Source organism: Mycobacterium sp. WUMAC-067 (assembly GCF_020217485.1).
Classification (GTDB): domain Bacteria; phylum Actinomycetota; class Actinomycetes; order Mycobacteriales; family Mycobacteriaceae; genus Mycobacterium.
Genome location: NZ_JAEKMI010000221.1, coordinates 1 through 273, shown reverse-complemented (window position 1 = coordinate 273; position 273 = coordinate 1). Strand labels below are relative to the sequence as shown.

1 protein-coding gene is annotated in these 273 nt (G+C 69.2%); it reads left to right on the top strand.

Annotated elements, in window-relative coordinates:
- A partial coding sequence (locus tag JF781_RS28320) for a DUF222 domain-containing protein (RefSeq protein WP_225341397.1) occupies positions 1–273 on the top strand: 273 nt, incomplete at both ends.

The following is a 273-nucleotide window of genomic DNA, read 5'->3' as shown; positions in this document are numbered from 1 at the left end:
CAGCGCGGCCACGACGCCCTGCTGGCCGGACTGCGCGCACTGCTGGCCTCCGGGAAACTGGGCCAACACAACGGGTTACCGGCCTCCATCATCGTCACCACCACCCTGCAAGAGTTGGAGGCCGCCGCCGGACGCGGCCTCACCGGCGGGGGCACCATCCTGCCCATGAGTGAGGTGATCCGCCTGGGCCGCCACGCCCACCACTACTTGGCCATCTTCGACAAGGGCAAGGCCCTGGCGCTCTACCACACCAAGCGGATCGCTTCCCCGGGA